This is a genomic window from Erwinia sp. MYb375 (assembly GCF_037479175.1).
Taxonomy (GTDB): Bacteria; Pseudomonadota; Gammaproteobacteria; order Enterobacterales; family Enterobacteriaceae; genus Erwinia; species Erwinia rhapontici.
This window is the reverse complement of sequence record NZ_JBBGZS010000023.1, coordinates 714,868-738,884: the sequence shown is the minus strand read 5'-3', so window position 1 is coordinate 738,884 and position 24,017 is coordinate 714,868. Positions and strand designations below refer to the sequence as shown.

General features: G+C 57.0%; 21 protein-coding genes and 1 riboswitch. Of the genes, 15 read left to right on the top strand and 6 right to left on the bottom strand.

The window, feature by feature from the left end; all coding sequences use genetic code 11:
• Nucleotides 1-26: 26 nt before the first annotated feature.
• On the bottom strand, nucleotides 27-236 hold the full coding sequence (locus WH279_RS16375; protein WP_212812713.1) for a YdgH/BhsA/McbA-like domain containing protein: 210 nt from the start codon (nucleotides 234-236) through the stop codon (nucleotides 27-29).
• A 282-nt stretch (nucleotides 237-518) separates the two neighbouring features.
• On the opposite strand from WH279_RS16375, the gene WH279_RS16370 reads away from it, so the two are divergent.
• From WH279_RS16370 to WH279_RS16360, 3 genes are all read left to right on the top strand, one after another.
• Entirely contained in the window at nucleotides 519-1,772 is a 1,254-nt protein-coding gene (locus WH279_RS16370) for an MFS transporter (RefSeq protein WP_339457737.1), read from the top strand.
• A gap of 125 nt (nucleotides 1,773-1,897) precedes the next feature.
• Nucleotides 1,898-3,085 (top strand): aminotransferase-like domain-containing protein, encoded by a 1,188-nt coding sequence (locus WH279_RS16365; RefSeq protein WP_339457736.1) that lies wholly within the window; start codon nucleotides 1,898-1,900, stop codon nucleotides 3,083-3,085.
• A 223-nt stretch (nucleotides 3,086-3,308) separates the two neighbouring features.
• The gene (locus WH279_RS16360) at nucleotides 3,309-4,169 is read left to right on the top strand and encodes a sugar phosphate isomerase/epimerase family protein (protein ID WP_445235236.1); all 861 of its coding nucleotides are present in this window, start codon (nucleotides 3,309-3,311) and stop codon (nucleotides 4,167-4,169) included.
• A gap of 794 nt (nucleotides 4,170-4,963) precedes the next feature.
• Here WH279_RS16360 and WH279_RS16355 read toward each other — a convergent pair.
• The 4 genes from WH279_RS16355 to WH279_RS16340 all read right to left on the bottom strand — a co-directional run bounded on the left by WH279_RS16355 (nucleotide 4,964) and on the right by WH279_RS16340 (nucleotide 9,548).
• A complete protein-coding gene (locus WH279_RS16355) occupies nucleotides 4,964-5,941 on the bottom strand; it encodes a LacI family DNA-binding transcriptional regulator (RefSeq protein ID WP_339457735.1) in 978 nt (325 codons plus the stop codon).
• Nucleotides 5,942-6,065: 124 nt separating this feature from the next.
• Nucleotides 6,066-7,217, bottom strand: a complete 1,152-nt coding sequence (locus WH279_RS16350; RefSeq protein WP_339457734.1) for a Gfo/Idh/MocA family protein — start codon at nucleotides 7,215-7,217, stop codon at nucleotides 6,066-6,068.
• Nucleotides 7,210-8,283 (bottom strand): sugar phosphate isomerase/epimerase family protein, encoded by a 1,074-nt coding sequence (locus WH279_RS16345; RefSeq protein WP_339457733.1) that lies wholly within the window; start codon nucleotides 8,281-8,283, stop codon nucleotides 7,210-7,212. The genes WH279_RS16350 and WH279_RS16345 overlap by 8 nt, the downstream gene beginning before the upstream one ends.
• 23 nt (nucleotides 8,284-8,306) lie before the next feature.
• Complete coding sequence (locus WH279_RS16340) at nucleotides 8,307-9,548, bottom strand: MFS transporter (protein ID WP_339457732.1); 1,242 nt, start codon at nucleotides 9,546-9,548, stop codon at nucleotides 8,307-8,309.
• A gap of 154 nt (nucleotides 9,549-9,702) precedes the next feature.
• On the opposite strand from WH279_RS16340, the gene WH279_RS16335 reads away from it, so the two are divergent.
• The 3 genes from WH279_RS16335 to WH279_RS16325 are packed head-to-tail and all read left to right on the top strand — an operon-like array spanning nucleotide 9,703 to nucleotide 11,426.
• Nucleotides 9,703-10,365 carry an NAD(P)H-binding protein gene (locus WH279_RS16335; protein ID WP_339457731.1) on the top strand — a complete coding sequence of 221 codons (663 nt, stop codon included), beginning with the start codon at nucleotides 9,703-9,705 and terminating at the stop codon, nucleotides 10,363-10,365.
• Nucleotide 10,366: 1 nt separating this feature from the next.
• Nucleotides 10,367-10,999 (top strand): NAD-dependent dehydratase, encoded by a 633-nt coding sequence (locus tag WH279_RS16330; RefSeq protein WP_339457730.1) that lies wholly within the window; start codon nucleotides 10,367-10,369, stop codon nucleotides 10,997-10,999.
• Between the two features lie 31 nt (nucleotides 11,000-11,030).
• Nucleotides 11,031-11,426, top strand: a complete 396-nt coding sequence (locus WH279_RS16325) for a hypothetical protein (RefSeq protein WP_339457729.1) — start codon at nucleotides 11,031-11,033, stop codon at nucleotides 11,424-11,426.
• A 117-nt stretch (nucleotides 11,427-11,543) separates the two neighbouring features.
• Here WH279_RS16325 and WH279_RS16320 read toward each other — a convergent pair whose 3' ends face one another.
• A complete protein-coding gene (locus tag WH279_RS16320; protein ID WP_339457728.1) occupies nucleotides 11,544-12,818 on the bottom strand; it encodes an MFS transporter in 1,275 nt (424 codons plus the stop codon).
• Between the two features lie 271 nt (nucleotides 12,819-13,089).
• A riboswitch (guanidine-I (ykkC/yxkD leader) is annotated at nucleotides 13,090-13,188 on the top strand.
• 55 nt (nucleotides 13,189-13,243) lie between these two features.
• Between WH279_RS16320 and WH279_RS16315 the strand changes: the two genes are divergently transcribed.
• The 9 genes from WH279_RS16315 (at nucleotide 13,244) to WH279_RS16275 (ending at nucleotide 23,967) form a co-directional block, all read left to right on the top strand.
• On the top strand, nucleotides 13,244-14,302 hold the full coding sequence (locus WH279_RS16315) for a putative urea ABC transporter substrate-binding protein (protein WP_339457727.1): 1,059 nt from the start codon (nucleotides 13,244-13,246) through the stop codon (nucleotides 14,300-14,302).
• 24 nt (nucleotides 14,303-14,326) lie between these two features.
• On the top strand, nucleotides 14,327-15,142 hold the full coding sequence (locus WH279_RS16310; protein WP_339457726.1) for an ABC transporter permease: 816 nt from the start codon (nucleotides 14,327-14,329) through the stop codon (nucleotides 15,140-15,142).
• Nucleotides 15,139-15,957 (top strand): ABC transporter ATP-binding protein, encoded by an 819-nt coding sequence (locus WH279_RS16305; RefSeq protein ID WP_339457725.1) that lies wholly within the window; start codon nucleotides 15,139-15,141, stop codon nucleotides 15,955-15,957. Before WH279_RS16310 ends, WH279_RS16305 begins: the two co-directional genes overlap by 4 nt.
• Nucleotides 15,941-16,648, top strand: coding sequence for an urea amidolyase associated protein UAAP1 (locus tag WH279_RS16300; protein WP_339457724.1), 708 nt, complete (start codon nucleotides 15,941-15,943; stop codon nucleotides 16,646-16,648). The genes WH279_RS16305 and WH279_RS16300 overlap by 17 nt, the downstream gene beginning before the upstream one ends.
• An 11-nt stretch (nucleotides 16,649-16,659) precedes the next feature.
• Entirely contained in the window at nucleotides 16,660-17,295 is a 636-nt protein-coding gene (locus WH279_RS16295) for an urea amidolyase associated protein UAAP2 (RefSeq protein WP_133842059.1), read from the top strand.
• A 99-nt stretch (nucleotides 17,296-17,394) separates the two neighbouring features.
• Nucleotides 17,395-20,991 carry an urea carboxylase gene (uca, locus tag WH279_RS16290; protein WP_339457723.1) on the top strand — a complete coding sequence of 1,199 codons (3,597 nt, stop codon included), beginning with the start codon at nucleotides 17,395-17,397 and terminating at the stop codon, nucleotides 20,989-20,991.
• Nucleotides 20,992-21,355: 364 nt separating this feature from the next.
• Nucleotides 21,356-22,195, top strand: a complete 840-nt coding sequence (locus tag WH279_RS16285) for a MetQ/NlpA family ABC transporter substrate-binding protein (RefSeq protein ID WP_339457722.1) — start codon at nucleotides 21,356-21,358, stop codon at nucleotides 22,193-22,195.
• A gap of 10 nt (nucleotides 22,196-22,205) precedes the next feature.
• The gene (locus WH279_RS16280; RefSeq protein ID WP_445235235.1) at nucleotides 22,206-23,330 is read left to right on the top strand and encodes a methionine ABC transporter ATP-binding protein; all 1,125 of its coding nucleotides are present in this window, start codon (nucleotides 22,206-22,208) and stop codon (nucleotides 23,328-23,330) included.
• A complete protein-coding gene (locus tag WH279_RS16275; protein WP_339457721.1) occupies nucleotides 23,311-23,967 on the top strand; it encodes a methionine ABC transporter permease in 657 nt (218 codons plus the stop codon). Before WH279_RS16280 ends, WH279_RS16275 begins: the two co-directional genes overlap by 20 nt.
• Nucleotides 23,968-24,017: the final 50 nt, after the last annotated feature.

The window sequence follows — 24,017 nt, the reverse complement described above, 5'->3', positions numbered from 1 at the left end:
ATGGGCTTAATTCAGTGGTGCGTGACTTATTTAGTCAGTTCGGCGGTCATATGCACGCCGTTGTTGAAGTTGGCTTCGATGATTTTGTAGCTGCTGCCTGTCTGCTGTGCCTGAGCGGCAATCTGCGCTTCAGCGGCTGACAGGGTAGAGGCAGTGGCGGTCACGCTCTGTGCAAAGCTACCGAAAGAGATCAGTGAAAGAGCGGCAACTGCTACGAAAGTTTTGATGGATTTCATGGTTAATTCCTCAGAGTATTTTATGTAAGTTGAGACGTTCTGTCTCGATGTGATAAATACTACGCCTGCTAATAATAAACTTAAATCGGAATTTATTGCCAATAACTGTCAAATAATTTGAATGATAAAATGTACTAAGCAAGTAACAATTAACGTCATATTGCGCCGGATTTCTCTGGCATAATCAGGTCGATACCCGGGCTTCACCGGGATAACAATAAAACGAACAAAGCTGTCTGCCAGTCCTGCGCTGGCTGGAGCACTTGCAGGTAGGGATAGTTAATGACGTTGAATCACCGCCAACTGGACAGCAATGAATCGTTGCTGCGCCATCCTTCGTTCGTGCGCTTCTGGCTGGCGCGAACCTTCTCTTCATTCGGTTTCCAGATGTTCTCGGTGGCGGTGAGCTGGCAAATCTATGCCATCACTAACAGTGCAATGGCGCTGGGGATGATCGGTCTGATGCAGTTTCTGCCTTCGGTGCTGCTGGCATTACCGGCCGGGCAACTGGCGGATCAGTACGACCGTCGCCGGATTGTGTTGTTCGGGCAGGTGCTGGAGTGGGGCGCGCTGCTGGCGCTGATCCTGCTGACGTTCTATCAGTGGTCGGATAAAAACGCACTGTGGGGGCTGGTGTTCCTGATCTCTGTGGCAAAAGCCATTGAAGGCCCGGCGATGCAGTCAATGCTGCCTTCGTTGGTGCCGCCTGCGATGCTGGCACGCGCCACGGCGGCCGCCGCCGTTAGCGGGCAAAGTGCGGTGATTATGGGTCCCACGCTGGGCGGGCTGCTGTATGTTGCCGGGCCGGATGTGGTGTATAGCGTGGCTGCTGCGTTCTATCTGCTGTCGATTGTGATGATTGCTTACATCCGCTTTATTCGTGCGCCGCAGCCGCGCCTGCCCGCCAATATCAAGACGCTGTTTGCCGGGGTGAAGTTTATCCGTGAGCGGCGCGATGTGCTGGGGGTGATTTCCCTCGATCTGTTTGCGGTGCTGCTGGGTGGTGCGACCGCGCTGCTGCCGATTTTCGCCAAAGATATTCTGCATACCGGCCCCTTGGGACTGGGAATGCTGCGCGGTGCGCCGTCAGTGGGTGCGCTGCTGGTCGGTATCTGGCTCAGCCGTAACAAGCTGGAGAAAAACGTCGGTATGATCATGTTTGGTTCGGTGGCTGGATTTGGCGTTGCCACGCTGATTTTTGCACTCTCCAGCCAACTGTGGCTCTCGCTGCTGGCGCTGGCCGCGCTGGGCGGGTTTGATATGGTGAGTATGGTGATCCGTGGGGCGCTGGTGCAGCTGGATACCCCTGACGATATGCGTGGCCGCGTTAATGCGGTGAACAGTATCTTTATTAACACCTCAAACCAGCTTGGCGAGTTTGAGTCCGGGATGCTGGCCGCGCTGATGGGGGCAGTTCCCGCTGCGGTGCTGGGCGGTGTCGGCACACTGGTGGTGGTGGGGCTTTGGATGACGCTGTTCCCGCATTTAAGACGCAGGCAGAAGCTGGAAAGCGATCCTGATGCCGGTCTCGGCTAAATTTTTGGAATATTGCGTGTTAAACGCCGGCATCAGATTGAAATAAAAAGTTAATTAATTGACAGCTTATGCCAATTTCTCATAACGTGATTTCCAGTCCAATACCAATAAAGAGAATACGGAACATGACCACGCGTTACGCTGACAGAATGGAGGGCGTGAAGCCTTCGGCAATCAGGCAACTGCTCCAGTTCGGTGCAGATCCGTCGATTATTTCATTCGGCGGCGGTTACCCGGATTCCAGCCTGTTCCCGGCAAAGGCATTGCAGGATATTTTTGCTGAACTGCTGTCAGGGCCTGGCGAAGTATCTCTGCAATACACCCATTCCACCGGGATGCCCAGGCTGCGTCAGCAGATCGCGCAGCGTATGGCAGCAGACGGCATCGTCTGTGAAGAAGACCATGTTCTGATCCTGCAGGGAAGCCAGCAGGGGCTGGATCTGGCGGCCAGATTGCTGATTAACCCTGGTGACCTGGTGGCCACCGAAGCGCCCACCTTCCTCGGGGCACTGATCGCTTTTAATACCTGCCAGCCAGATTATCTGGCCATCCCGATGGATGAGCAGGGGCTGATGACCGAGGTGCTGGAAGAAAAACTCAAGGCCGGGCAGCGGATTAAGCTGCTGTATACCGTGCCGGACTTCCATAACCCAACCGGGATCACCCTGTCACTGGCACGCCGTCAGCATCTGATCCAACTGGCGAATCAGTATGACTTTATTATCCTCGAAGATTCACCGTACCGCGAAGTGCGTTACCAGGGCGACAAAGTCGCCACGCTGAAAAGCATGGATACGGAAGGGCGGGTGATCTACTTCGGTAGCTTCTCGAAGATCCTTGCACCGGGTCTGCGCCTGGGCTGGTCGGTGGCTTCTGCTGAGATCACTGAAAAGCTGGGGCTGCTGAAGCTGGCCGCCGATACGCAGTGTAGCACGCTGAATATGGCGGCGGTGTCGATGTATCTGGAACGACACAATATCGATGACCATATCCAGACCATCAAAGCACAGTATCTGCGCAAGAAGGAAACCATGCTCTCGGTAGTCAGAAGCGAATTCCCGCAGGGGATCAGCTGGACCGATCCTGACGGTGGCCTGTTTACCTGGATGGAGTTCCCGCAAGGGTTTGATACGGCGAAATTTATGCTGGAACACGCGGTGCCGGAAGCCAAAGTGGTCTGGGTGCCGGGCGCAACGTTCTTCCCGACCGTGCAGCGTGACAATTTTGCCCGCTTCAGCTATTCCACCCACAGTGATGAGAAGATCATCAAAGGCATGACGGCGCTGGCTGACCTGCTAAAGAAACACCTCTAATCTGCTGCTGAATGCGGGGCTGAACAGGGTTTGGCTCCGCATTATCTGTGATCTGCTTCATAAATCCCGTCTAATTTAGCGGTCTGCAACCGGTGCCACTTGCTCTGTTATCAGAATACTCGTTAGCATAAGTAATCGATTACAAAATGGTTAATAGATAAAGTAATCGATTACACGCAAGAAAGAGACTGACATTCCGATTACTGACCACTAAGGAACCGTTATGAAGCTGGTAAAAGCAGTGACTTCTACGTTATTCATTGGCGCACTGACGCTGGGCGCGATTCATCCTGTGCTGGCCGATGACACCGCAGCGAAAAAGCATCTCGCGCTGCAAATGTACACGTTGAGAAACGTCGGTACGCTGGAGCAGCAGTTTGCTGTGGCGCAGACATCAGGGTTCAGCGCGGTGGAGCTGGTGGGGACGCAGGGCGTCAGCGCCGATGAGATGAAAACGCTGCTGGAGAAATATCAGCTTAAGGTGACATCTGACCATGTTCAATTAGCCGATTTGCGCAGCAACGCCGCTGAAATCATCGCGTTTAACAAAGCGGTCGGCAATAAGGTGCTGGTGGTGCCGTACCTGCAAATTCCGGATCGCCCGGACTCTGCCGCAGGCTGGAAAAAGCTGGCGCATGAGCTGGATGCGCTCGGCAGTCAGGTGAGAAAGCAGGGCATGGTGCTGGCTTACCATAACCATGACTTCGAAATGAAAAAGTATGGTGGTAAGACCGCGCTGGAAATTCTGTTTGATAACAGCGCACCAGCAAACCTGCAAATTGAACTGGATGTGGCGTGGGTATCACGTGGCGGCCAGGATCCGGTGCGTCTGCTGAAGAAATATCAGGGGCGTATTTACGCCATTCACGCCAAGGATAATGCCGGTATTGGCATTCGTAGCGATGAGATGAATTTTGCCCCGGCGGGGGAAGGTCTGCTGGCGTGGAACGAGGTATTGCCCGCAGCGGTGAAAGCCGATACGCGCTGGTTTATTGTAGAGCATGATTTGCCGAAGGATCCGCAGTCGATTATCCGTCAGGCGAATCAGTATCTGGTGGGTGCGCTGTCTCCGCTGGAGAAGTAGTTTTTATCTTTTTTTTGGTCGACCATCCGTTTAGGTCGACCCGTCACACGGAGTTGATTTGTACTATTGTCCAGGTCCAGGTCCAGGTCCAGGTCCAGGTCCAGGGCGTTTCGCTTTCCCGCTTCGCGGGCTGAGCGACCCAGGGTGGCCAGTCGCCACCCCCCTGGGGACCCGGGCTTGCGGCAGGCGCATCGCCCGCTTACAGCGGGTTCCCTCAGTCAATCGACTTTCCGGCCGGAGCGGGTGTGACGTGACATCCCTGTCCCGGCACGCCCTCTCGCCAACGTCCTGTTGGCTCATCCTGGAAATCCGCTCTCCTTCGGCGAGGCTTAATTGCCGACTCAACGTCAAAACCCAGGTCAAAATCTAAAAATTAAAAAAGACAAAAAACTAAATAAGACCAAAAAGGGTTTTTGTATTTGGTCTGTTGTCTTTTTTTTGATTTTGACCTGGCCGTTGATGTTTGAGCGGCAATTAAGCAGCGCTGAGGAAGCGATGTGAACCAGGATTCACCGCCAGGACGGCGGTGAAAGGTCGTGCCGGGACAGGGATGTACCGTCACGAGCGGTCCGTGGGTGAGCAACGCTTGCGAAGGCACCCGCTACGCGGGCGATGCGCCTGCCGCAAGCCCGGATCCCTAAGGGCGGGGCGACTGCCGCCCTTAGGTCGCTTCGCCCACGAAGTGGGAAAGCGAAACGCCGTTGACCTTGACCTTAAGACGTTGACCTGGCCTTCGGGCTGACCGAAACAGAAGGCCAGCCCCTGCAACGGCAGACAGGCAGACGCATTCCCGCTTACGATCCCCGCGCCACATACCGCCACTGCAACGTGGTCTTCTGCGCCGGGCTAAGCGGGTCATTAATCTTCTTCAGCAGCAAACTCACTGCCTCGCGGCCAATATCCTGTGAGGGCAGCTCAATCGTCGACAGCGGCGGCGAGGTCATATGCCCCAGCTCCGTGCCATCAAATCCCATTACCGCCACATCCTGCGGCACCCGCAGACCGGCTTCATCCAGCGCACGGATAGCCCCGGCGGCCAGCGTATCCGAGACGGCGAACACCGCATCAGGACGCGGTGACAGTTGCAGCAGGCGCGTCATGGCCTCTTTCCCTGCCTGATAGCTCAACTCACTGGCGTATTCCACCGCCGGGGGCGCAAGATGCTGTTCTTCCAGCACCGCGCGGTAGCCCTGTTCACGCTGTTTAGCGTATTTATACGTAAGATCGTGATTAATCATCGCCAGATGCTGACGTTCGCGGCGGATAAACTCCCCGGCGACAAAGCAGGATGCCTGATGATCATCAATGCCCACGCTCGAGACCGCAGATGCCTCGTCGTACTCCGCACACTGCACCCACGGTGAATCACCAATCAGGGTGGTCAGCTCAGGCAGGGCGGAAAGGGCATCCATCGTGATCACGCCGTCAACCATCTTACCGGAGAGCAGTCTCAGGCTGGACTGGGAGCGGGCGATATCGGAGCCGGAGTTGCACAACAAAATGCGGTAACCGTTGCGCTCCGCTTCGGCTTCAATACCCTTTACCACGTCGGCACAGAACGGGTTGGCAATATTCGACACCATCACCAGCAGCATATTACTGCGTGCAGTACGCAGTTGTCTGGCGAGCAGATTCGGCTGATAGTTACTCTCTTTGATCGCGTTGAGCACGCGCTCCCGATTCTGCGGTTTCACCGAGCCGAGGTTGTTGATCACGCGTGATACCGTGGCGACAGACACCCCGGCGAGGCGGGCAATTTTTTGGATCGACATCCTGATAAGCCTTCCTGCTGACCATGTTGACCATGTTGACTATTGAAAAAACAGGGTAACACACTTCGGGAAACGGCTGAATTCAACGGATGAACGGCCACGGGAAACCGTGACCGGGAGAGCGTCAGTCCTGGACGGCGATCCAGCGCTGCTGTTGATGGCTTTGAACCATCGCGTCAATAATGAACATGATATTCGCGCCATCGTGGAAGGTGGCAAAGTTGCCGACATCGGTACCCGGCTGCTTGCCCGCCTGAATGTAACGGTAGAAGTTAAGCATCATGTTTTTAAAGGCATCTGGCCAGCCTTCGATATGCCCACCGGGGAAATGCGCCGACGCGGCGACATCCGGGTTCAGCAAAGAGGGGTCGTCCGACAGACGCTGATTCGGCCCGTCGCGCTGGCCGAGCCATAACGTCTGCGGGGCTTCCTGATCCCAGCCCAGGGACAGTTTGCTGGCGTTGATCTCAAATGCCAGGCGATTTTTACGTCCGGCGCTGACCTGCGATACCGTCATGCTGCCTTTGCTGCCGTCGTCGAAACGCAGCAGGACAGAAGCAAAATCTTCGGTTTCTACCGCCACCTCTTGGTAGTCCTCCGCTGCCTGGCCCGAGGTGAAGGTGCTGCCGCCGCTAAGGCTGGCTTTCCGGCTTGGATGAACGATGGCGAAATCGGCCATAACGGCGCTGATTTTACGCCCGGTGACAAATTGCAGAGTATCGCACCAGTGCGAACCAATATCCGCCACGGTGCGCGACACGCCGCCTTTATCCGGCAGAATACGCCAGTTAAAGTCCGTGTCATGCAGCATCCAGTCCTGTAAATAGCTGCCGTGAACCGCAAAAATACGCCCGGCCTGCTGATGACGGATCATACTGGCCGCCTGCTGCACCATCGCGAACTGTCGATAGACAAAACTCACCGCATGCACCACGCCCGCCTGTTCTGCCAGCGTCAACAGTTCGCGTGCTTCGGCGGCCGTCATACAGAGTGGCTTCTCGGAGAAGACGTGTTTTCCCGCCAGCAGGATCTGCCGGTTGATTGCCGCATGCAGATGGTTTGGCGTGCAGTTGTGCACCACCGCCAGCCCCGGATGCTGGAGCAGCTCGGCCACATCGCCATAGGCAAAAGGCACGTTGTACTGCTGTGCTTTCTCCTGCGCTACCGCCAGTGAACTGTCGCACAGCGCCACCACCTCAACGAAACCAAGGCGACGGATCGCCTCAATATGCGCCGGGCCAATGAAGCCCGACCCGACAATGCCCACTTTAATCATGTGAGTTGACTCCTGTGATGCCCAGCATCGAACGAATGGCGGCATCGGACTCGCCGGTAGCAGCGAAATCATCAAACGCGCGGTCGGCGACCGGAATAATATTCTGCGTAATAAACTGCGCCCCTTCGCGGGCGCCCGTGGCGGCGTCTTTCAGGCAGCACTCCCACTCCAGCACCGCCCAGCCGTCATAGCCGTACTGCGCCAGTTTGCTGAAAATGGCCTTGAAATCGATCTGCCCGTCGCCAGGTGAACGGAAGCGCCCGGCGCGCTCAATCCATGTCTGGTAGCCGCCATAAACGCCGCTGCGCCCTGATGGGGTAAACTCCGCATCCTTGACGTGAAAAGCTTTAATTCTGCTGTGATAAATATCGATAAACGCCAGATAATCCATCTGTTGCAGCAGCATATGGCTGGGATCAAACAGGATGTTGCAGCGTGGATGATGGTCCACTGTGGCGAGGAAACGCTCAAAACTGATGCCATCGTGCAGATCTTCTGACGGATGCAGCTCGTAGCAAACGTCCACGCCGTGATGGTCGAAAACGTCGAGGATCGGCTTCCAGCGCGCGGCCAGCTCGCTGAACGCGGTATCAATCAGTGCGGCTTTACGCGGTGGCCACGGATAGAAATAGGGCCAGGCCAGTGCACCGGAAAAGGTGGCGTGCGCCGTCAGCCCCAGGCGGGCAGACGCCTGCGCCGCCTGCATCAGTACCCCAGTGGCCCACTGCTGGCGGGCGCGGGGATCATGACGTACCGCCTCTGGGGCAAAGTCGTTAAACGCTTCGTCATAGGCGGGGTGCACGGCAATCAGCTGACCTTCCAGATGGGTGGACAGCTCGCTGATCGTCAGCCCGTATGCCGCCAGGCGTTCACGAATATCATCGCAATAGCTCTGGCTGTTCGCCGCTTTTTCCACATCGAAAATGTGTGGGTGATGACAGGGGATCTGCAACGCCTTGAAACCTAAATCCGCCGCCCACTGTGCGAGGTTATCCAGCGTATTAAAGGGCGCATCCTGGCCGATAAACTGTGACAGGAACAAACCCGGGCCTTTTAATGTCTTCATTGCATTCTCCTGAAGGGTAAAAATTAACGCTGTTCTTTGTAGCGGAACGAGAACAGGAAGATCACGGCGATCACCAGCGCGGCAACGGCCGGGATTAACCAGAACGTCGTCCAGTCACTCAGTGCATGAGGGCTCCCCGCCGTGAACAGATGGTTGTACAGCGCGCCGGAGATTTGCGAACCCAGCAGCATGCCGATGCCGTAGGTGAACATCACAATCAGGCTCTGCGCCTGGCCTTTCACCTGGGTGCCGGCCACGCGGTCGGTGTAGATAAAACCGATAACAAAGAAGAAGTCGTAGCAGACCCCGTGCAGCAGGATCCCGGCGTACAACAGCCAGCGCGCTTCATCGCTCACGCCATAAGCAAACAGCATGTAGCGCACGAACCACGCCACCATGCCGATCAGCAGCATGTATTTCACCCCCAGCCGGCGGAACAGCAGCGGGATAATCAGCATAAAGACGATTTCCGACATCTGACCGAAGGACATCGCGCTGCTGACATCCTGGATACCGACATCGGCAAGGAAGGTGGCGGTAAAGGCGTAATAGGTGCCCAGCGGGATAGAGATCAGCGTGGCGCAGAGAGCGAAAATCAGGAAGTGGCTCTGCTTCAGCAGGCTGAAGGCATCCGCACAGAACAGGTCCCGTACCCGGAACGGCAGGCCTTTGGCCGGAGCAGGGGTGTGCGGCAGCGTCAGGCTGTAGGCAGCCAGCAGCAGCGAACAGGCGGCAGCCAGCTGGAAGATCATCACGCTGGCGGAAATCCCACTGACGCCAATGCAGATCCCGGCAACAATCCAGCCGATGGTGCCGAACACACGCACCACCGGGAAACTTCTCTCACTGTTGCTCAGACTGTGAAACGCAATATTGTTGGTCAGTGCCAGTGTCGGCATGTAGCACAGCGTGTAAGCGAACAGCAGCGCAATCAGCAGCGAACCGTTTTGTGCTTCCAGCGCGCCGGGCACAAACCACAGGATCACAGCACCCGCCAGATGCAGCAGCGCCATCACTTTCTGCGAGGGGAAGAAACGGTCAACGATCATCCCCAGGACAAACGGCGAGAGGATCGAGGCAATCGGCCCGGCGGAGAAGGCATCGCCAATGATCGTCCCAAGGTTATGTTGGGTCATCACCAGGCCCAGCGTCACCGACCAGGTGCCCCAGATAAAGAACTGTAAAAACATCATTAATGCCAGGCGTGGCACCAGTAAAACCTGTTTACTGCCCGCAACGCCTGCATGCTCAACGGAAGAAACCATCGTCAGACCCCTTCATAAAGTAATCGATTACAATTAATCTCACGCACAATGTAATCGATTACTTTTATGCTTTCCTGTGGCATTGCTGCGAAGTGCGAGGCGAGTCACAATCAATCAGCTAAGATTGAGGCTGGTTCATGATCTGGAGATCGCAATGAGTAAGGTATTTATTATTGGTGCGGCAGGCAATGTGGGCCGCCGTCTGGTCAGCCAGCTCGCACAGCGCGGGCATCAGCCGGTGGCACTTCACCGCCATCCCGAACAGGGTGAAGAACTGCAAAAGCTCGGTGCCCAAAGTGCGCCGGGGGACCTGACACGGCTGACCGTGGCCGGGCTCAGCGAGTTACTGCGCGGCTGTGACAGCGTGATATTTACCGCCGGTGCGGGCGGGAAAGGAGGGAAGGAAACCACGCAGGCCATCGATGGTAAAGGACTGGAGCTGGCCGTGGCGGCGGCGCAGCAGGCGGGGGTCTCACGTTTTCTGCTGGTGTCCGCTTTTCCTGAAGCCGGGCGCGCTAAGACAATTTCAGAGACCTTTGAATATTACATGGCAGTGAAGAAACAGGCCGATGTCCATCTGGCCGCCAGCGACCTTGACTGGGTGATCCTGCGCCCTGGCACGCTGACTGACGAGGCCGGAACGGGCCGCGTCAATGCCGGGCTGGCGATCCCTTACGGGAATATATCGCGCGATAACGTCGCCGCCGCGCTGGTGGCGCTGGTTGAACAGCCGCAGGTGTCGCACAAGCTTATTGAGCTGACCGACGGCGATACGCCGGTGGATTCGGCTATCGGACGTCTGGCCGGGGAAGCATAAAATGAAGTTATTGCTGGCAGGAGCAACGGGACTGGTAGGCGGACAGGTATTGCGCCTGGCACTGCAAGATGAACGCGTCACATCGATAGTGGCTCCGGTACGACGGGCGCTGCCTGCACATCCCAAACTGCTGGCCCCGGTGGTCAATTTTGACAGCCTGCCGTGGAACGAACCCTGGTGGCAGGCCGATGCAATGGTCTGCACGTTAGGTACCACCATGAAAAAGGCACAAACGCGTGAGGCATTTAAGCGGGTTGATTACCATTACCCGCTGGCGATTGCGCGTCAGGCAAAAGCGCAGGGTGTTCAGACCTGTGTACTGAACTCGGCTACCGGTGCTTCTATCGCGTCGCGCTTTTTTTACAATCGGGTCAAAGGGGAGCTGGAGCGCGATCTTGCGCAGCTCGGGTTTGATTCACTGACGCTGGTGCGCCCGGGCCTGATTGGCGGAGAGCGTGAGGAAGCGCGGACGATGGAAGCATTGATGATGAGCTTCCTGCGGGTGGCGGGGCCGCTGCTGCCAAAACGGATGCGCCTGAATCCGGCGCAGAATATTGCGCGTGCGCTGCTGGAGTCTGCGCTGAATCCACCGCCGGGGACCCATATTATCCCGGCGGCGGCATTATCGGACTGAGGGCAGGGTGAGAAAAAATGGAAATGGAAATATGAATTTAGTCACTGGAAAAAACAAAATCCTCGCGTTTAAAATTCTTTTCTCACTGACTGGCTGCCTGGTTGTCGTTGTCGTCCATCAACTGGGGTATCAGTGGTATATGGAACATTATCGGCCGCGAAGCCGAGGTGTGACTTTGGGATTTGTTAAGTTTTATATGCAATATGCTGTTATGCCGTTTATTTTCATCTCATCTTTCTTGAAAATTACGTTTTCGCTTGCCGTCATGGCTTTTATTTTTATTTTGATGTTTTATGCCTGGTACGAAACTAACCCTCTCCGGGTATTATTGATGTTCATTTCAGGGTTGGCTGGCTATTGTTTTATCCTGCTATGTCTTTTGTTTGAAAAGAAAAAACTATCCAGGTGGTTTCTTAAAGATAAGTAATCAGCAAAACGTTTGAAACCGCTCAGCGTCATTATCATGATATTTCCAGAGGACAGATGGGCTGGAGGGCACCCCGGAGTTCTTTCCGTGGCGCCATCAAAAAAATCTGCCCGTCAGTCACTCATCCAGATCCCGGCGGTGATCGTCCCCCCGCAGTGTCATCAGCGCAGCGATGCTGATCACCGCAGTCGCCATCACATAAAATGCCGGGATGTCGTTGTTGCCGGTCTGCTTGATCAAGCCGCTGATAATCAACCCGGCGCAACCGGAGAAGATTGCATTGGAGAGCGAATAGGCCAGCCCCAGTCCGGTATAGCGCACCCGGGTAGGGAACATCTCCGACAACATCGCAGGCCCCGGCCCGGCCAGCAGTCCCACCAGCCCTCCGGCAAACAGCACCACCAGGCACTTCACCCACAAGCCGATATCGGGCATCTGCAATACCTTCAGCAAAGGCCAGGCGAAAATCAGTAACATCACGCTGGCAAACACCATCACGTTACGACGACCGAGGCGGTCGCTGAGTATCCCGGCGGGTAAAATCGTCAGGGCAAAGCCGATATTGGAGAGCACGGCAATCACCAGCGCCTGATTCAGCCCGGTATGCAACACTGACTGTAAATAGGTTGGCATCACCACCAGATAGGTGTAGCCCGCCGCTGACCACACCATTACCCGGCCAATACCCAGCAGGATCACCCGGAACACCAGCCCGCCGTCTGGCGCGCGGTGCTCAACGCTGGCCTTGCTGAAGGTGGGCGTTTCTTCCAGCTGCATCCGCAGCCAGAGCGCCACCAGCCCCAGCGGCAGCGCCGTCAGGAAGGGAATGCGCCAGCCCCAGCTGTGCAGCGCCTCACTGCTCAGGGTGGCCGTCAGCACCGCCACCATCGCCGCCCCGGCCAGCAGGCCAAAGGCCACGGTCAACGACTGCCATGCACCGTATAACCCTCTTTTCCCTTTTGGCGCAAACTCGGTCATCAGTGACACAGCACCGCCGTATTCGCCCCCGGCAAACAAGCCCTGAAGAATGCGCAACAGAGTAATAATCAGTGGGGCAGCCAGACCGACAGAGGCATAAACGGGCACCAGGCCTATCGCCGCTGTCGCCAGCGTCATCAGTATCAGCACCGCGATCAGCGTGGGTTTGCGGCCAATTCTGTCGCCGATGCGACCAAAAACAATCGCCCCCAGCGGCCGGAAGAAAAAGGCAATGGCGAAGGAGGCCCAGGTGAGGATGATCCCGGTCAGTTCAGATTCGCCCTGTAAGGTAAAAAAGTTACGGGCAATCACCGTGGCGAGAAAGCCATACACGGCAAACTCATACCACTCGATAAAGTTACCGACGGCACCGGCAATCAGCGCCTTTCTGCGGACAGATTCAGACTGTGTCATGGTTCTCAGGACCTTATGATGAATAGAACAGCGTACTGCAAGGGTAGACAGGCAAACCGTTACCGACAATGCATTGTTTTAACGGGAAGTGATGATCGGGTGTCAGTATCGGAATGCACACTTCTGATGCAGTCTGCCAGAAAATGATGCCCCATAAACGATCGTGAGCGTTCACGCGTGATCAATAACCTCTTGTTTTGCAGTGAAAACCCTCCTGGCATAACTCTTGCTTTATCTTTCCCAAGCAGCAGCGTTATACCGATCACTGAACACAATAGCAGGCTAGGGTTCCGGTCCACGACGTGGATGACTGGTCCGAGAGCTGGCGACCTCGGTTGGGGTTACACGGCGGGATAAAAGCCCGGGAGACAGCAACACCACTGGTGTAGCGCTGCCCCGTATTATCCGCCAACACCGAGGTTACAATGAAATTTTCCCACATCCTCAGCATTTGCCTTCTCAGCGTCACCGCGCTGATTAGCGTTCCTTCCCAGGCCGCCCCTAAGAAAGAGTTCAATGTCTGCTGGACTATTTACGCAGGCTGGATGCCATGGGGCCAGATTGCCACTTCCGGCATCATCGATAAGTGGGCGGCGAAATACGGCATTAAAGTCCACGTCACTCAGCTCAACGACTATATCGAATCCATCAACCAGTACACCGCCGGACAGTTTGACGGCTGCACGATGACCAATATGGATGCGCTGACCATTCCCGCCGCCGGTGGCGTGGACTCTACCGTGCTGATCCTGGGCAGCTATTCCGAAGGCAACGACGGTGTGGTGCTGAAGGGGAAAGGCAAAACCCTGAACGACCTGAAAGGCATGAAGGTCTATCTGCCTGAGCTGTCGGTGTCGCATTACCTGCTGGTACGCGGCCTGGAAAAAGCCGGATTGCAGGAAAAAGACGTTACGGTGGTCAACACCTCGGATGCCGATATTGTCTCTGCCTTTGCCACCAATGGCGTGCAGGCCGCTGTCGCCTGGAACCCGCAGCTGTCGGTGATCAAAAACACCCCCAACACCAGCGAAGTGTTTGAGTCTTCACAGGTGCCCGGCGAGCTGATCGACATGATGGTGGTGAACAGCGCAGTACTGAAAGATAACCCGGCACTGGGTAAAGCACTGACGGGTGCCTGGTATGAAATGATGGCGCAGATGAAAGCGGGCGATAAAGACGCGCTGAGCGCGATGGCCGTCGCCTCCGGTACCGATCTCAGCGGCTATCAGGCCCAGCTCAAAACCACCCATCTGTTTTACACCCCGGCCGACAACCTGAAGTTTGTCACCGATGCCGAACTGGCGAAAACCATGCAGCGTGTGGCGAACTTCTCCTTTGAAAAAGGCCTGCTCGGCGATGGCGCGCAGAGTGCGGATTTCATCGGCATGAGCTTCCCCGGCAACGTGACGCTGGGCGACAGCAGCAATATCAAACTGCGCTTCGACGATAGCTATTTGAAAATGGCGGCTGCCGGCACGCTGTGATCATCACTTTGAGGAGGCCACGCGATGCGGAAAATTAATCGACACCCTGAAAAGGGCCTGCACCTGATGCTGATTCTGCTGCCCTTTGTGCTGGTGATCGCCGCGTACTTTATCGGTTCTGCGGTGCGGCTGGAGGCAAACCCCCACGACAAGCTGTTACCGGGACTGGGGCAGATGGCCGATGCGGTTTGGCGGATGGCATTTACCCCGGATAAACGCAGTGGCGAATACCTGTTATGGATGGACACTGCCGTCAGTCTCGGCAGGCTGCTGATCGGGCTGGGCATCGCCTCACTGCTGGGGCTGTGCTTCGGTATTGCGTCCGGGGTTTTCCCGATGTGGCGATCGCCGCTGTCGTCGTTTATGACAGTGGTCTCGATGGTCCCGCCGCTGGCGATCCTCCCGGTGCTGTTTATCGTCTTCGGCCTCGATGAACTGTCGAAAATCATGCTGATCGTCATTGGGATTACACCCATGCTGGCGCGTGATCTTGAGCAGCGGGCGCGGGAAATCCCGGTGGAAATCCTGATTAAGGCGCAGACCCTTGGGGCCAACAGCTGGACAGTGGTGCTGCGGGTGGTCTTACCGCAGCTGTTAACCCGGCTGCTGACCTCGCTGCGCCTGCTGCTGGGGTCGGCCTGGTTGTTCCTGATCTCCGCAGAAGCCATCTCATCCACTGCCGGGCTGGGCTACCGCATCTTCCTGGTGCGCAGGTACATGGCAATGGACGTCATTCTGCCGTACGTCATCTGGATCACGCTGCTGGCGTGGCTGATGGACCTCGGGCTGCGCCACCTTAACCGGCTGTGCTTCCCCTGGGCACAGGGAGAAAAATCATGAGTTTTATCGACATCAACCATCTCTGGCAGGAGTACGGCAACCACGTGGTGCTGGAGAACCTCAATCTGAGCATTAACGAAGGGGAGTTCTGCACCCTGGTCGGGGCCTCGGGCTGTGGGAAGTCGACGTTTCTGCGCCTGCTACTGGGCCAGGAGAAACCGAGTCGCGGTAGCATCCTGCTGGAAGGCCAGCCGCTGACGGCAGAGCCGGACGCCAGCCGTGGCGTGGTGTTCCAGCGCTACTCCGTGTTCCCCCATCTGAATGTGCTTGATAACGTCGCCATCGGGCTGGAACTGCCGCAGGCAGTGTTTCTCGGGCGTCTGTTTGGACGGCGTAAAAAAGCGGCACGTGAACAGGCCGCTGAGATGCTGGCGCGGGTTGGGCTGGGGCATGCACTGGAGAAGTATCCGGCCCAGCTCTCCGGCGGCATGCAACAGCGGCTGGCGATCGCCCAGGCCTTTATTATGCGCCCGCGCATTCTGTTGCTGGATGAACCGTTCGGCGCGCTCGATCCCGGCATTCGCAAGGATATGCACAGTCTGCTGCTCTCGCTGTGGCAGGAAACTCAGCTGACGGTGTTTATGGTCACCCACGACCTGTCAGAAGGCTTCAACCTCGGCACCCGTCTGCTGGTGTTCGACAAAGTCCGCATCGACCCCCATGAACCCAACGCCTGGGGCGCGCGCGTGACCTACGATTTGCCGCTGAATGAAACTCGCCTGCGGCAGCGGCAGCAGCCGGGTGTGGTGATCCCGCACCCGGCACTGGCAGCACAATTATTTAACCCGGAGATTTCACATGACACATCCCTATGAAGAGACGTTACCCGGCGGCGGTCATACCTCGTTTGTGGTGAAACAAGGGCAGAGCCTGCGTTTGACGGATATCGAGGGCGGCGCCAATGTCAGCCTGATGTTGTTTAACGCGCATGAGAAAAGCGAGCGGCTTAACCTGCCGGACACGTTGAAAGGGCAACACACCGCGCGGCTGGGCGCAGGGCACTGCCTCTACTCCGATATGGGCCGCGTGCTGGCGGCCATCGTCACTGACACCTGCGGCTGGCACGACAGCTTCGGCGGCGTGCTCAACGCGGAGGAAGTGGCGGAAAAATACGGTCAGGGGCGCTATCAGGAACGGCGCAACGGCTTTCATCGCAACGGTTTGGATAACCTGCTGGTCGAGATGGGTAAGTGGAATCTTAACCTCGAAGATCTGCACATGGTGCTCAACCTGTTCAGCAAAGTGACGGTAGATGAGCAGGGCGCATTCACCTTCCATGCGCAGCATTCGGCCGCTGGCAGCACGGTAGAGCTGTATGCGCCGATGGATATCCTCGTGGTGCTGACCGCGCTGCCGCACCCGATGGACCCAAACCAGCAATACACGCCACGTCCGGTACAGCTTGCGCTGATGCCTGCCAGCGATCCGGCAGGGCTGACGCTGTGCAAAACCTCGCGCCCGGAAAATCTGCGCGCTTTCCAGAATATTGAGCGCTTTGTCGTATAAGGAGCCACCCGATGACGTTAACCACCAGTGATAAAAACCCTGCCGATGCGGTCTATCGCCACACGATCCCGGCGGGAGAGCCGTTCCTGTTTGAGGTAAAAAAAGGCCAGACGGTGCGCCTGCACGATCTGGAAGGTAACCAGGCGGTGGATACGCTGTTTTACCGCGCCGCCAGCCCGCGTGAGCGCTATGACGCTCAGCGCACGTTACGCCGTCAGAACAATGCCTATCTGACCTGCGGCAGCGTGCTTTATTCCAACCTCGGCAACCCGCTGCTGACCCTTGTTGCCGATACCTGTGGCCGCCACGATACGCTTGGCGGAGCCTGTGCGCAGGAAAGTAACACCGTGCGCTATCACGCCGATACGCGCTATATGCACAGCTGTCGCGATAACTTCCTCTGCGCCTGCCTGCACGACGGGCGGCTGAACAAGCGCGATATCACTGCCAACATTAACTTCTTTATGAATGTACCGGTGACGCCTGAGGGCGGTCTGACGTTTGAAGATGGGATCTCTGCCGCCGGGAAATACGTGGAACTGCGCGCGGAATGCGACGTGATTGTGCTGATCTCCAACTGCCCGCAGTTGAATAATCCCTGCAACGGCTGGAACCCCACAGCCGCCGAAGTGCTGGTGTGGAACTGACCGCTGACACGCTGTTGAGATAACGTATTTTCCCCTGGGGACGACCTCAGGCGGCCAGGATTCTGGCGGGACGGCCCGCCCTGATGTGAGTCTGCCTCTATGTTTACAAAACTGCTGATTGCTAACCGTGGCGCGATTGCGTGCCGTATTTTGCGTACGCTGCGGGCGATGGATGTCACTGGCGTGGCGGTCTTCTCCGAAGCGGATGCCACCAGCCTGCATATCCGCGAGGCCGATGAGGCCATCAGCCTCGGCGACGGTCCGGCGGCGCAAACCTATCTGGTGGTGGAAAAAATCATTGCCGCAGCCCTGGAGAGTGGTGCGCAGGCGATCCATCCCGGCTACGGTTTTCTCTCGGAAAATGCCGCCTTTGCCGACGCCTGTGACGCAGCGGGCATCGCCTTTGTTGGCCCCACGGCAGAACAACTGCGGCTGTTTGGCTTAAAACATACGGCGCGTGCGCTGGCGCGAGAGCAGCAGATCCCGCTGCTGGAAGGCACCGACCTGCTGGAGGATATTGACGCGGCGCTGACGGCGGCCCGCCAGGTGGGATACCCGGTGATGCTGAAAAGCACCGCCGGCGGGGGCGGCATCGGTATGCGCGTCTGTCACGATGCCGAGGGGCTGAGCCAGGCGTTTGATGCAGTGAAGCGTCTTGGTCAGAACAACTTCAGCGATGCGGGTGTGTTTATCGAGAAATACATCGAACGCGCGCGGCATCTTGAAGTGCAAATTTTCGGTGACGGTCAGGGTGAGGTGATCGCGCTCGGCGTGCGCGACTGCTCCGTGCAGCGCCGCAATCAGAAAGTGATTGAAGAAACCCCGGCACCGAATCTGCCGGCCGGGATGGCGGAGGCGCTGTGCAGCGCGGCCATCACGCTGGCAAAAGCGGTGAACTACCGCAGTGCCGGTACGGTGGAGTTTGTTTATGACAGTGCGGTACAGCAGTTCTGGTTCCTGGAGGTGAATACCCGGCTTCAGGTAGAGCACGGCGTGACTGAACAGGTATGGGGCGTGGATCTGGTGCGCTGGATGATCGCCCTGGCCGCGGGCACGTTGCCGCCGCTGAATGACCTTTACGTGACGTTGTCACCTACAGGTCATGCCATTCAGGCGCGTGTCTACGCGGAGGATCCGGGCCGCCAGTTCCAGCCGTCACCGGGGCTGCTGACCGAGGTCAGTTTCCCGCCTGCCGATGGTCAGCAATTACGTATCGATACCTGGGTCGAGTCCGGCTGCGACGTTCCGCCGTTCTTCGATCCGCTGCTGGCAAAAATCATCACCTGCTGTGCCACCCGCGAACAGGCGATTGTCGCGCTGGACACGGCGCTGAACGAGACACGCCTTTATGGTGTCGAGGTCAATCGCCAGTACCTGCAACAGATCCTGCACGCCGCGCCGTTTGCCAGTGGTGAACCCTGGACGCGCTTCCTGGATGCCTTGCACTATCAGGCCACTACCGTTGAAGTCCTGAGCGCCGGAACCCAGACCACGGTGCAGGATTTCCCCGGTCGCCTGGGTTACTGGGCGGTGGGGGTGCCGCCGTCCGGGCCGATGGATGACCGCGCGCTGCGCTTCGGCAATCGCCTGCTGAACAACGCGACCGATGCCGCCGCGCTGGAGATCACCCTGATCGGGCCAACGTTGCGCTTTAACACCGCCAGTGTGGCAGTGGTGTGCGGTGCAACCATCCCCATCACGCTGGACGGGGAAGTGTTGCCGATGAACCAGAGTTTCCTGATCCCGGCAGGCGCGACGTTAACCCTCGGGGCCATCGAGGGCGCCGGGGTACGCAGCTATCTCTGCCTGCGCGGCGGCATTGCCGTGCCCGATTATCTGGGCAGTAAAAGTACCTTCACCCTCGGCCAGTTTGGTGGCCACGCGGGCCGGGCGCTGCGTACCGGGGATGTACTTCACCTCACAGAACTGACGGATACGACCGCTGGCGAGGTACTCCCTGCGGCACTGACCCCGGCACTGCCCGCCACCCGCACGCTCAGGGTGATCTACGGCCCGCATGCGGCACCGGAATATTTCACGCCTGGCTATATCGACACCTTCTTTGCCACTGACTGGGAAGTGCACTTCAACTCCAGCCGCACCGGGGTACGCCTGATTGGCCCGAAACCGGAGTGGGTGCGTGACAGCGGCGGCGAGGCCGGGCTGCATCCGTCCAATATCCACGACAACCCGTATGCGGTGGGCGCGGTCGACTTTACCGGAGATATGCCGGTTATCCTCGGCCCGGATGGCCCAAGCCTGGGCGGTTTTGTCTGCCCGGTCACCATCATCGAGGCTGACTTGTGGCAGGTGGGCCAGCTTAAAGCGGGCGACCGCCTGCGCTTTGTTCCGGTGAATATCACCACGGCGCGCCAGCTGAACGCCGCACGCCATACCGAGCTGCAACAGCTCGCCCCGGCTGAACCGGTCTGGCAGGCTTCGGCGTTGATCTCCCCGGTGGTGCTGGATATCGGCGAGGGCGATCGCCGCCTGGTGGCACGGCTGTCCGGGGATACCCATCTGCTGCTGGAAATGGGGGCGCCGGAGCTGAACCTGGTACTGCGTTTTCGCGGTCATGCGCTGATGCAGGCGCTTGAGGCGATCAAGCATCCGGCGATAATCGACCTGACGCCGGGTATCCGCTCACTGCAAATCCACTATCAACCCGACAGATTGCCGCAGGACGAACTGCTGACGATGATTCGGGATCGCTGGCAGACGGTGAGCAGCCGCGACGATCTGCGTGTACCGTCGCGGGTGGTGTATTTACCGCTCTCGTGGGATGATCCTGCCTGTCAGCTGGCGATTGATAAATACATGACCACGGTGCGCCGCGACGCCCCCTGGTGCCCAAGCAATCTGGAGTTTATTCGCCGCATCAACGATCTGCCGGATATCGATGCCGTGTTCAACACGGTGTTTGCTGCAAACTATCTGGTGATGGGGCTGGGGGATGTTTACCTCGGTGCACCGGTAGCAACGCCGCTTGACCCGCGCCATCGTCTGGTCACCACCAAATACAACCCGGCGCGCACCTGGACGGCGGAAAACTCGGTGGGTATCGGCGGGGCGTATCTGTGCGTGTACGGCATGGAAGGGCCGGGCGGCTATCAGTTTGTCGGGCGCACGCTGCAAATGTGGAATCGCTACCGCGAGGTCGCCGACTTTGGTGGCAAACCCTGGCTGCTGCGCTTCTTTGATCAGATTAAGTTTTACCCGGTGTCATCGGAAGAGCTGCTGCGCATCCGCCGTGATTTCCCGCTGGGTCGCTACCCGCTGCGTATTGAGCAGACCGAGCTGGCGCTGGCCGACTATCAGCAGTTCCTGGCGGAGCAGGCGACGGGCATCAGCGATTTCCGTCAGCATCAGCAGTCGGCGTTTAATGCCGAGCGCGAGCGCTGGATCGCCAGCGGTCAGGCGCATTTTGACAGCCAGGAAGTGGTGGTGGAGGTGACCGAGGACGCAGTACTGCCTGAGGGAAAACTCGCAGTAGAGAGCGCGATCGCTGGCAATCTGTGGCAGGTGAAGTGCGCAGTGGGTGACAGTGTCACGCAAGGTGATGTGCTGGTGATTATCGAAGCGATGAAAATGGAGATCCCGCTGCTGGCGCCAGTCAGTGGGGTGATTGAGTCCATCCGCGTGGAACCGGGGTCATCGGTGCGGGCAGGGCAATGTGTGGTGGTGATGGGCGTTTAATATCCTGGGCTGTGGCGCTGGCCGACCTAAACAAATGGCGACCTAAACAGTGGCCGACCGGAAAAAGGTCGGCCACTACAACAAATCCCGAAATGAGCACAATCCCGTAGAGGTCGACCTTCTTTTCCGGTCGACCTTTTTTACCTGAGTAGACGAACCCTCGACTCACACTCAATAAATATAGTTAGCTGCATAACCATTATTAAACCCCATCGATTAAAAACAAATTTAAATACTATTAAATAGCGTTGCGACATTTTATAAATAGCATTTGCTTATAAAGCATAATGCAAAAATAAATAACTCAGTATACTGCCGCTATCTGCCAAAAACGGCAGCAAATAACTTATTTCAGGACACTCTTATGCACACAAGCCTGGCGTATGCCAAAAATAAATTACACCGTACTCTGTTTGCCACTGCGGGCGTTTTCCTGTTAGCGGGCGCGGCGCTGGCACCGTTCTCCCTGGCGCAGGCCGCGGACAAAACCACGGTCAAAGTCGGCATCATCAGTGGTGAAGATGAAGACGTCTGGCGTGAAGTGATCAAACAGGCTGCCAGCAAAGGATTGACGGTGAAAACCGTGGTCTTCAATGACTACAACCAGCCCAATGAAGCGCTACAAAACGGCGAAGTCGATGCCAATGCTTTCCAGCATCAGCCCTTCCTCGATAACCAGATCAAGGTCAATCATTACGATGTGGTACGCGTGGGTGACACCGCCGTCTGGCCGATTGGTCTTTATTCTAAAAAGGTCAAATCATTGAGCGAACTGAAAGACGGGGCAGTCATTGGTGTGCCAAATGATCCGGCGAACGAAGCGCGTGGTCTGAATCTTTTACAGCGTGAAGGGGTCATAAAATTAAAACCGGGGGCCGGGATTTTTGCCACCATTGCCGATATCACTGAGAACCCGCACCATATTAAAATTAAAGAACTCGATTCCGGTATTATTGGCCGTTCCGTGCCTGATCTGGATGCTGCCGTAGTCAATACTGACTGGGCATTAAAAAGCGGCCTGACAAAAGAAGATCGTATTGCTCAGGAAAACGTTAAAGGTAACCCGTACAATAATTTTATTGCCGTAAAAAAAGAGAACGTGAATGCGCCGTGGGTGAAAACACTGGTGGCGTCGTATCAGAATGATGACGTTAAAAAAGTCTTTGATCATGTCTATAAAGGCACGGGCATTACCGCCTGGTAAGGACAATATCATGACGTTATTTGCAGGCACTGAGGTGCCTTTTAACGCCGTCATGCGCAATGTGGCAGAGGCGGAGCAGGACAGACTGCACGCCCGCGACAACCTGAGCGTGGTGCGCCTGCAAGGCGTATCACGCCAGTTTGGGGAAACCCATGCGCTGCGCGACGTCTCTCTGATGGTGAACAAAGGCGAAATTCTCGGCATTATTGGCCGCAGCGGTGCAGGAAAGTCCACGCTGATCCGCTGCCTGAATGGCCTGGAACGCCCCGATGCGGGCGTGATTGAAATTGAAGGCCGGGCGATTAATAATTTAAATGAGAAACAGCTCCAGTCGGTACGTAGCCGGGTGGGTATGGTGTTTCAGCACTTCAATCTTTTGTCGGCCAAAACCGCTGCGCAAAACGTCGCTTTACCTCTCAAAATCGCCGGAATGGACAAAGCCCAACGCACACGGCGGGTGGCGGAGTTGTTGAAACTGGTGGGTCTGGAAGACAAAGCCGATCACTATCCCGCCGCGTTATCGGGTGGGCAAAAGCAGCGTGTCGGGATTGCGCGCGCGCTGGCGGCCAACCCGGCATTACTGCTGTGTGATGAAGCCACCTCCGCGCTGGACCCGGAGACAACGCGATCCATTCTGGCATTGCTGAAATCGCTGAATCAGCAACTGGGCATCACCATTTTGCTCATTACCCACGAGATGGAAGTGATCAAGTCGGTGGCGCACCGGGTAGCGGTAATTGATGGTGGCGAAATTATTGAACAAGGCCCGGTGTGGCAGGTGTTTGCCCATCCGCAGTCTGAACTCACCCGCACGTTATTACGCGGATTACTGCCGCAGTTACCGGAGAATCTCAGCGCCTGCCTGAATAGTGAGCCGGATGGCGATGCCATCTTCAGCGTGCACTTTGCCGGAGAGAAAGCCGAAGGGGAGTTGATCACCCGTTTTGCGGCGGAATTTCCTGGAAAGTTTCGTTTATTGCAGGGTGGCGTTGACCACATTCAGCACTATGCGGTGGTACGTTTCTTTATCTCCGTTCCCGCGCAGAATCGTGCGGATCAACAACAGGTTATTGCCTGGCTGCGTCAGCAGCAGGCTCAGGTGGAGATAATGGGCTATGTCGCCAGTAATGATTGACCTACTGATTAATGCTGTTGGCGAAACGGTGCTGATGACCGCCGTTTCCGGGCTATTCTCGCTGATCGCGGGTCTGCCGTTGGGGTTAATTCTGGTGATGGCCAGCCCCGGCGGTATTGCCCAGCACCGGGGCATCAATCGCTCGCTTGGCCTGATCGTCAACAGTTTCCGCTCTCTGCCGTTTATCATCTTACTGGTGGCGTTGATCCCCTTCACCCGCTTTTTAGTCGGCACGTCGCTGGGAACCTGGGCTGCCATCGTACCGCTTTCGATCACCGCGACGCCGTACTTTGCGCGTGTGGCGGAAGTGTCACTGCGAGATGTTGATCGCGGGCTGATTGATGCGGTGCGGGCGATGGGTGCCAGCAAACTGCGGATTGTCTGGGATGTGTTGATCCCGGAAGCGTTACCCGGTCTGCTGTCCGGCTTTGTGGTGACGCTGGTGGCGCTAGTCGGTGCCTCGGCCATGGCGGGAGCCATCGGTGCGGGCGGGCTGGGCGATCTGGCTATCCGCTACGGCTATCAGCGCTTTGAAACCTCCGTGATGATGGCGGTAATTGTCGTGCTGATTGTACTGGTCTGCGGGATCCAGTGGTGCGGTGATAAGATCGTGCAAAAAATCGACAGAAGACATTAAGTCAAAACGGACAGGCCCAATAAGCGTATCAGGACCTGTCCGTGGGCCTT

Bases quoted from the DNA above. Each gene is read 5' to 3' on its own strand.
- WH279_RS16375 (WP_212812713.1), bottom strand. From the start codon at position 236: ATGAAATCCATCAAAACTTTCGTAGCAGTTGCCGCTCTTTCACTGATC.
- WH279_RS16370 (WP_339457737.1), top strand. From the start codon at position 519: ATGACGTTGAATCACCGCCAACTGGACAGCAATGAATCGTTGCTGCGC.
- WH279_RS16365 (WP_339457736.1), top strand. From the start codon at position 1,898: ATGACCACGCGTTACGCTGACAGAATGGAGGGCGTGAAGCCTTCGGCA.
- WH279_RS16360 (WP_445235236.1), top strand. From the start codon at position 3,309: ATGAAGCTGGTAAAAGCAGTGACTTCTACGTTATTCATTGGCGCACTG.
- WH279_RS16355 (WP_339457735.1), bottom strand. From the start codon at position 5,941: ATGTCGATCCAAAAAATTGCCCGCCTCGCCGGGGTGTCTGTCGCCACG.
- WH279_RS16350 (WP_339457734.1), bottom strand. From the start codon at position 7,217: ATGATTAAAGTGGGCATTGTCGGGTCGGGCTTCATTGGCCCGGCGCAT.
- WH279_RS16345 (WP_339457733.1), bottom strand. From the start codon at position 8,283: ATGAAGACATTAAAAGGCCCGGGTTTGTTCCTGTCACAGTTTATCGGC.
- WH279_RS16340 (WP_339457732.1), bottom strand. From the start codon at position 9,548: ATGGTTTCTTCCGTTGAGCATGCAGGCGTTGCGGGCAGTAAACAGGTT.
- WH279_RS16335 (WP_339457731.1), top strand. From the start codon at position 9,703: ATGAGTAAGGTATTTATTATTGGTGCGGCAGGCAATGTGGGCCGCCGT.
- WH279_RS16330 (WP_339457730.1), top strand. From the start codon at position 10,367: ATGAAGTTATTGCTGGCAGGAGCAACGGGACTGGTAGGCGGACAGGTA.
- WH279_RS16325 (WP_339457729.1), top strand. From the start codon at position 11,031: ATGAATTTAGTCACTGGAAAAAACAAAATCCTCGCGTTTAAAATTCTT.
- WH279_RS16320 (WP_339457728.1), bottom strand. From the start codon at position 12,818: ATGACACAGTCTGAATCTGTCCGCAGAAAGGCGCTGATTGCCGGTGCC.
- WH279_RS16315 (WP_339457727.1), top strand. From the start codon at position 13,244: ATGAAATTTTCCCACATCCTCAGCATTTGCCTTCTCAGCGTCACCGCG.
- WH279_RS16310 (WP_339457726.1), top strand. From the start codon at position 14,327: ATGCGGAAAATTAATCGACACCCTGAAAAGGGCCTGCACCTGATGCTG.
- WH279_RS16305 (WP_339457725.1), top strand. From the start codon at position 15,139: ATGAGTTTTATCGACATCAACCATCTCTGGCAGGAGTACGGCAACCAC.
- WH279_RS16300 (WP_339457724.1), top strand. From the start codon at position 15,941: ATGACACATCCCTATGAAGAGACGTTACCCGGCGGCGGTCATACCTCG.
- WH279_RS16295 (WP_133842059.1), top strand. From the start codon at position 16,660: ATGACGTTAACCACCAGTGATAAAAACCCTGCCGATGCGGTCTATCGC.
- uca (WP_339457723.1), top strand. From the start codon at position 17,395: ATGTTTACAAAACTGCTGATTGCTAACCGTGGCGCGATTGCGTGCCGT.
- WH279_RS16285 (WP_339457722.1), top strand. From the start codon at position 21,356: ATGCACACAAGCCTGGCGTATGCCAAAAATAAATTACACCGTACTCTG.
- WH279_RS16280 (WP_445235235.1), top strand. From the start codon at position 22,206: ATGACGTTATTTGCAGGCACTGAGGTGCCTTTTAACGCCGTCATGCGC.
- WH279_RS16275 (WP_339457721.1), top strand. From the start codon at position 23,311: ATGTCGCCAGTAATGATTGACCTACTGATTAATGCTGTTGGCGAAACG.